Origin of the sequence: Deinococcus sp., assembly GCF_018260405.1 — a bacterium.
Taxonomy (GTDB): Bacteria; Deinococcota; Deinococci; order Deinococcales; family Deinococcaceae; genus Deinococcus.
On sequence record NZ_JAGLBG010000123.1, the window covers coordinates 1 to 5,352 of the forward strand.

6 protein-coding genes are annotated in these 5,352 nt (G+C 64.6%); all 6 read right to left on the reverse strand.

Annotated features, from left to right (window positions below):
- Positions 1-825 (reverse strand): thiamine pyrophosphate-binding protein (locus tag QZ269_RS11735; protein ID WP_291426897.1); only part of this gene is annotated, 825 nt, incomplete at its 3' end.
- 392 nt (positions 826-1,217) lie between these two features.
- On the reverse strand, positions 1,218-2,219 hold the full coding sequence (locus QZ269_RS11740; RefSeq protein WP_291426892.1) for an isocitrate/isopropylmalate dehydrogenase family protein: 1,002 nt from the start codon (positions 2,217-2,219) through the stop codon (positions 1,218-1,220).
- Positions 2,220-2,285: 66 nt separating this feature from the next.
- Positions 2,286-3,272: an FAD-dependent oxidoreductase gene (locus tag QZ269_RS11745; RefSeq protein ID WP_291426893.1), complete on the reverse strand. Its 987-nt coding sequence runs from the start codon at positions 3,270-3,272 to the stop codon at positions 2,286-2,288.
- Positions 3,269-3,949 carry a tRNA (5-methylaminomethyl-2-thiouridine)(34)-methyltransferase MnmD gene (gene mnmD, locus QZ269_RS11750; protein WP_291426894.1) on the reverse strand — a complete coding sequence of 227 codons (681 nt, stop codon included), beginning with the start codon at positions 3,947-3,949 and terminating at the stop codon, positions 3,269-3,271. The genes QZ269_RS11745 and mnmD overlap by 4 nt, the downstream gene beginning before the upstream one ends.
- Before the next feature lie 146 nt (positions 3,950-4,095).
- Complete coding sequence (locus QZ269_RS11755; protein ID WP_291426895.1) at positions 4,096-4,584, reverse strand: DNA topology modulation protein FlaR; 489 nt, start codon at positions 4,582-4,584, stop codon at positions 4,096-4,098.
- A 229-nt stretch (positions 4,585-4,813) separates the two neighbouring features.
- The coding region (locus tag QZ269_RS11760; protein WP_291426896.1) for a methyltransferase domain-containing protein at positions 4,814-5,352 on the reverse strand (539 nt) is incomplete at its 5' end.

A 5,352-nucleotide genomic window follows, 5' to 3' on the forward strand; every position in this document is an offset into this window, starting at 1 on the left:
GTCGTCGAAGCGCAGGCCGATTGCCAGCAGCACGTCCGCCTCGCTGATGGCGCGGTTGGCGGCCACGCTGCCGTGCATTCCGGGCATTCCCAGCCAAAGCGGGTCGCTGGCGGGCATAGCCCCTAGGCCCATCAGGGTGGTGATCGTGGGGATGTTCCAGGCGTGGGCCAGTTCGGTGATCTCGCTGGCCGCGTCCAGTGCGCCGCCACCGACCATCATTACGGGTTTTCTGGCGCTGCGCAGGATGTCCTGGGCACGCGCCACCGCCTCGGCGTTGGGCTGGTAGGCCAACTGCCGGGCCAGCGGAGCGGGGATGTCACCCAGGAAGGGCGCCAGCTGCACGTCCTTGGGAATGTCGACCAGCACGGGGCCGGGGCGTCCGCTGCGGGCAATGCTGATGGCCTCGCTGATGATGCGCGGCAGGTCCTCGACCTCGCGCACCACGTAGTTGTGCTTGGTAATCGGCAGCGTAATCCCGGTGATGTCGGCTTCCTGAAAAGCGTCGGTGCCCATCAGGTGCCGCGCCACGTTGCCGGTGATGGCCAGCAGCGGCACACTGTCGAGCATCGCGTCGGCCAGCCCGGTGACCAGATTGGTCGCCCCAGGCCCGGAAGTCGCCATGCATACGCCAATTTCGCCGGTAGCCTTGGCCCAGCCCTCGGCGGCGTGAATGGCCCCCTGCTCATGGCGGGCCAGCACATGCCGGACTTCGGGGTAAAAAGTCAGGGCGTCGTACACGGGCATAATCGCCCCGCCCGGATAGCCGAATACAGTGGTGATGCCGTGGTTGGCGAGTGTCGCCCAGAGCGCCTTGGCACCTGTCATTTCGCCGCGATCTGGCGCGGTGTTGCGCGGTTGCTTTTCCATACCTGCCTCCTAATAAAAACCCCCCGCCACTCAGACTTGGGCGGGGGGGTGCGGCGTCGCAGCGGTACGCTTAGCCTCGAACTCCCCCGAGACCAACAAGTACCACTACAAACGTCGCTTCCATGAACCCAGTCTAAACCGGGGAGGCCAGCCCAGGCAAGCGGCGTATAGATAGGCGGGAGGTACGCGGTGGGAACACCTCCGCCAGGACAGGGGCAGCGGCACCATCTGTCCCAGCTAGTTGGCTCAGCCATCTGTTTCAGACATTTGGCCCAGGGCAAGCCAGAGGAACAACCCGGAGCATTAAAAAAACCCGCCAGAGCGGCGGGCCTGCTGTCATCACGGGCTGCTCAGGCCAGCGCTTTGATCACGGCGTCAGTGAATTCCTTGTTGCCCACGGTGCCGCCCAGGTCGCGGGTGCGCGGGCCTTCGGCCAGCACCCTGTTCACGGCGGAATCGACGCGGCGGGCGGTTTCATGGTCGCCCAGGTGGTCGAGCATCAGCACGGCGGCCAGAATGCTGGCGGTGGGGTTGGAGATGCCCTGACCGGCGATGTCGGGGGCGCTCCCGTGTACCGACTCGAAAATACCGAACTTGTCGCCCACATTGCCGGAAGCAGCGATGCCCAGCCCGCCCACCAGTCCGGCGGCGAGGTCAGACAGGATGTCGCCGAACATGTTGGTCATAACCATCACGTCGAACTGCTGGGGGTTACGAACCAGCTGCATGGCGGCGTTGTCCACGATCATGGTGCTGGTGTTCAGGCCCTCGACGGTCTTGGTATGGTTCAAAATCGTGTTCATGAACAGGCCCTGCGTGACGGGCAGCACGTTGGACTTGTGTACCACGGTCAGGCGCTTGCTGCGCTTCATGGCGAGGTCGGCGGCGAACTTGCCGATGCGCTCACTGGCCCCGCGCGTAATGACAGTGTCGGCGATGGCGGTGTCACCGTACAGGCGTTCTTGCTCGACGTACAGGCCCTGGGTGTTTTCACGCACGATAACCAGATCTACGTTTTCGTAGCTGTGGGGCACCGGGCGGGTTCTGGTGGGGCGGACGTTGGCGTACAGGCCGTACTTCTGGCGCAGGTGGCGAATCGCGCCAAAGAACCCGGCGGGCTTTTCGCCGCTGGGGCTGGTAGCCGCGCCAAACAGGGTCGCGTCGGTGCTCTCGACCGCGTCGTAGGTGGCCTGAGGCACGCTGGTGCCGTGGTCGAGAAAATACTCGTACCCGGCCTCAGCAAGAACGTATTCGGCGTCGAAGCCAGCGGCGTCAAGCACGCGGCGGGTGGAGGGAATGACTTCGTGACCGATGCCGTCCCCTTCGATTAAGCAAATGCGGTATTTGGCCATAGCAAGGGTCAGTGTAAACGAACCAGCTTTTTGCCGCACGTTCTGCCACCTTCTGGTCGTTACTGCTCATGTAACGCCCGCGCTGTGGCCTAGGCTCTGGCACAGGTCATGTACCAGCCGGGCGGCCAGTAACGGCCCCAGCAAAAACCCCTTGCTGCCCAGTCCCGAGAGCCGCCACACTCCCCGCTCGTCCGGCCCGGCCTGCAAGCCGCTGAGCCGTGAACCTGTCCACCGCCCGGTGACACTTACGCCGCCTAGGTTCGCCAGAGCCTCGCCTTTGTCCAGCAGCCAAACCAGCGATTTCAGGGGCAGTTCGGGGGGGCGCCAGCCGGGGGCCGGGGCCTCGAAGGTGCCGCCCAGCACACCGCCCTGGTCAGTTGGCGACAGGTAAGCCCCGAAGCTAAGCGGGAGGCCCGACACCGCCCGGTCAAGCTTCAGCACGCTGCCCATGCGGTGGGTCGCTGTCTCACCTGCCCAGGTCGAACCGGCAGAGCCGCCGCAAAAGATGACGGCGTCGGCTTGGAAGGTGGCCGGGCCTGTCTGGTCAGCAGGCTGAACTGTGACCCGGTCTGAAGTCCACGCAGTCGCCCGTCCAGCCACCACGCTGGCTCCCGACGCGGCCAGCAGCGCCCGGCACAGCGGCTTTCCAGCGACCCACCCTGCTTCCGGTAGCCACAGCACATGCGCCCAGCCGGGGGCCAGCGGCGCGGCTGGCCTAACCCAGTCGTGGTTCAGGCCAGCGGGCAGGTGGCTCCCGAATTTGGCGCGGCTGCGGTCGTCGGGAAGGGGCCTCAGCACCCCGCTCCGGGCGTGTGGGACGCGGTGCCCCTGCGTTTCCAGCTCCCGAATCAGTCCCCAGGTAAAGTGCATGCCTTCCAGCGCGTCGGCGTCTACCTGCCCCGATTGCCCGCGCACCGGGTTGATAAGCGCCGAGGGCACGTGGCTGGCAGCGTGAGTTCCGGCGTCTATAACGGTGGTTTCCATGCCCGCCTGACCCAGAAAATAGGCGACGGCGGCCCCCGCGACGCCCCCGCCAATGACGACAGCTTTCATTTTTCGCGCACGGCCCGCAGGCACTCGCGTTTGCCTGGGGCACCGGGGCGGCGTTCGACCCGCAGCCCCGCGTCCTGCATGGCCCGGCGCACGTGTCCGGCGGCGCTGTAGGTCGCCAGAACGCCGCCCGGAGCGAGCGCAGCTGCCAGCCGCTCTACGAATTCGGGCGTCCAGACCTCGGGGTTGCGCGTGGGAGAAAAGCCGTCAAGGTACAGGGCGGTGGCCCAGTTCTGGGGCAACTTGGCCTCCAGGACATTCTCGAAGCACACCGTGAGCTGCCGTTCGCCTTCCTGCACCTGAAGTTCGGGCTGCGTTGTACCGGTCGGCCAGGCGGCCAGCGCTTTATGCCAGAGCAGCTGCTCTGCCCCCTCGCCCCCCTGGGCCACCTCGCGTAGCACGGAGGCGGGGGCGGGGTCGAACTCGTAGGCCAGATAAGTCAGTGCAACGCTGCGCCGCGCCGCGTCTGCCAGGGTCGCGCGGAAGTTGACGCCCACGCCAAAGCCGATTTCCAGCACTCTGGGGGCCGGATTCAGCGTGGTTGCAGTGCCTTCGACAAAGACGTGCCGGGCCTGGGTCGCCGCGCCGTGCCGCGAGCCGTAAGCCTCGCCGAAGCGGGCATTCAGGGCGGTACGGGAGCCGTCGGGCGTGAGCAAAACGGAAGAGGCGGCCTCGGACATCGCAGACAGGATAAGCCCTGTCGTGACTTGGCCCTGTAGCTCCCTGGCCATACCTCTTTCCTTTTTACTCTCTGCCCTTGTGGGAGAGGGAGGGAGCCGCAAAGCGGCGGAAGGGTGAGGGGGCGTGTGACCAACGCAGAATGTGTCTAAATCATTTTAATCCCGTATGAGGCGATTTCCGCGCTGCTTCTGAGCACCACCAGCCGTAGCCCCGGCACGGTTTTCAATTGCGCCAGTTGCCACTGGGCTTGCGGCCCGAATTTCCAGATATCTTGCAGCAATTCCTGCGAAGGCCACCCAGCCTGCTGCCCACCGTGCGGATGGCGTCCCAGTGCCTCGCGCGTGAAGGCCCGCCAGAGGCACAGCCAGCGCGGGGGCATTAGGAAAATCACAGTGTCGGCAGCATACGCTCGGCGGAGCAAACTGCTAGAAAAATTCCCGTCGATGATCCATGTTTCACCCGCCGGCGCATCCGTGAGGCGCGAAAGCCACCGCTCCCGCTCTACCTTTCGCCAGCCGGGATTCCAGTACAGGTCATCCAGATGGGTCAGGGGCAAACCTGTCTGGGCCGCCAGTTTTTGAGCCAGGGTGCTTTTGCCCGCGCCAGGGCTGCCGATCACCAGAAGTCGCTGCATCTTTAAAAAATAAGGCAGAGAGGAGTCTTATGTCGCGGTGCCGGTCGAACACTTCGCCGTTGTGAGCCGAAAAGACGGTCTGGGGCGGCATCTGATGGATGATGGTGCGGCGCATTTCCTGAAGGTGGGTGAGACTGTCGGATATTTCTGAACTCCTTACCTGCGTAATTTGAGGCGTATTCAAACATGACTTTGATGACAGTTCTCTCACGGCGCCGCTGAACCGGGTCTAATGACTTACGGCTGACTTTCGCGCCACCACGATTAGTTTGCCGCTGCCCTCGCCCACGGGTTGCCGCTGCCAGCCGCCGTAAATGTGTTGTACCTCAAAACCCGCTGCGGTCAGGCTCCTGCGCAGTTCTGCTTCCGAACGAAACCGCAGGGTGCTCTGATCGGTGACGGTTTCGGCTGTGGCTGGAAAATGGACGTGGCCCGTAAAAGTGACGCAGTCGTCTGCCACGCGCCCCAGTTCGGTCCACGTTTCGAGCCTCTGACCGTCTGGCAGAGTGAACCGTTCGCGCTCGCCGCCCGAATCCCACGTTTCCCAGCCCCGCGCCGCCGGGTCGCGCGAGTCGAAAGCGAGCTGGCCGCCTGGCACGAGGGCGCGATGCAAATCTTTCAGAGTCCTGGCCCACTGTGCGTCGTCTACAAAAATCTGCGCCACATGTGAAGTCATCAGGGCAAGGTCGAACGCCGCGTCCGGGGCAGTTTCGGCAGTGCCGCAGAGCCATGTGGCCGCCTCTGCTCCCGGCTTTTGCCGGGCGGCGT

Excerpts from the sequence above, each read along its gene's own strand:
- mnmD (WP_291426894.1), bottom strand. The coding sequence starts at position 3,949 with ATGTCCGAGGCCGCCTCTTCCGTTTTGCTCACGCCCGACGGCTCCCGT.
- QZ269_RS11755 (WP_291426895.1), bottom strand. The coding sequence starts at position 4,584 with ATGCAGCGACTTCTGGTGATCGGCAGCCCTGGCGCGGGCAAAAGCACC.
- QZ269_RS11745 (WP_291426893.1), bottom strand. The coding sequence starts at position 3,272 with ATGAAAGCTGTCGTCATTGGCGGGGGCGTCGCGGGGGCCGCCGTCGCC.
- QZ269_RS11740 (WP_291426892.1), bottom strand. The coding sequence starts at position 2,219 with ATGGCCAAATACCGCATTTGCTTAATCGAAGGGGACGGCATCGGTCAC.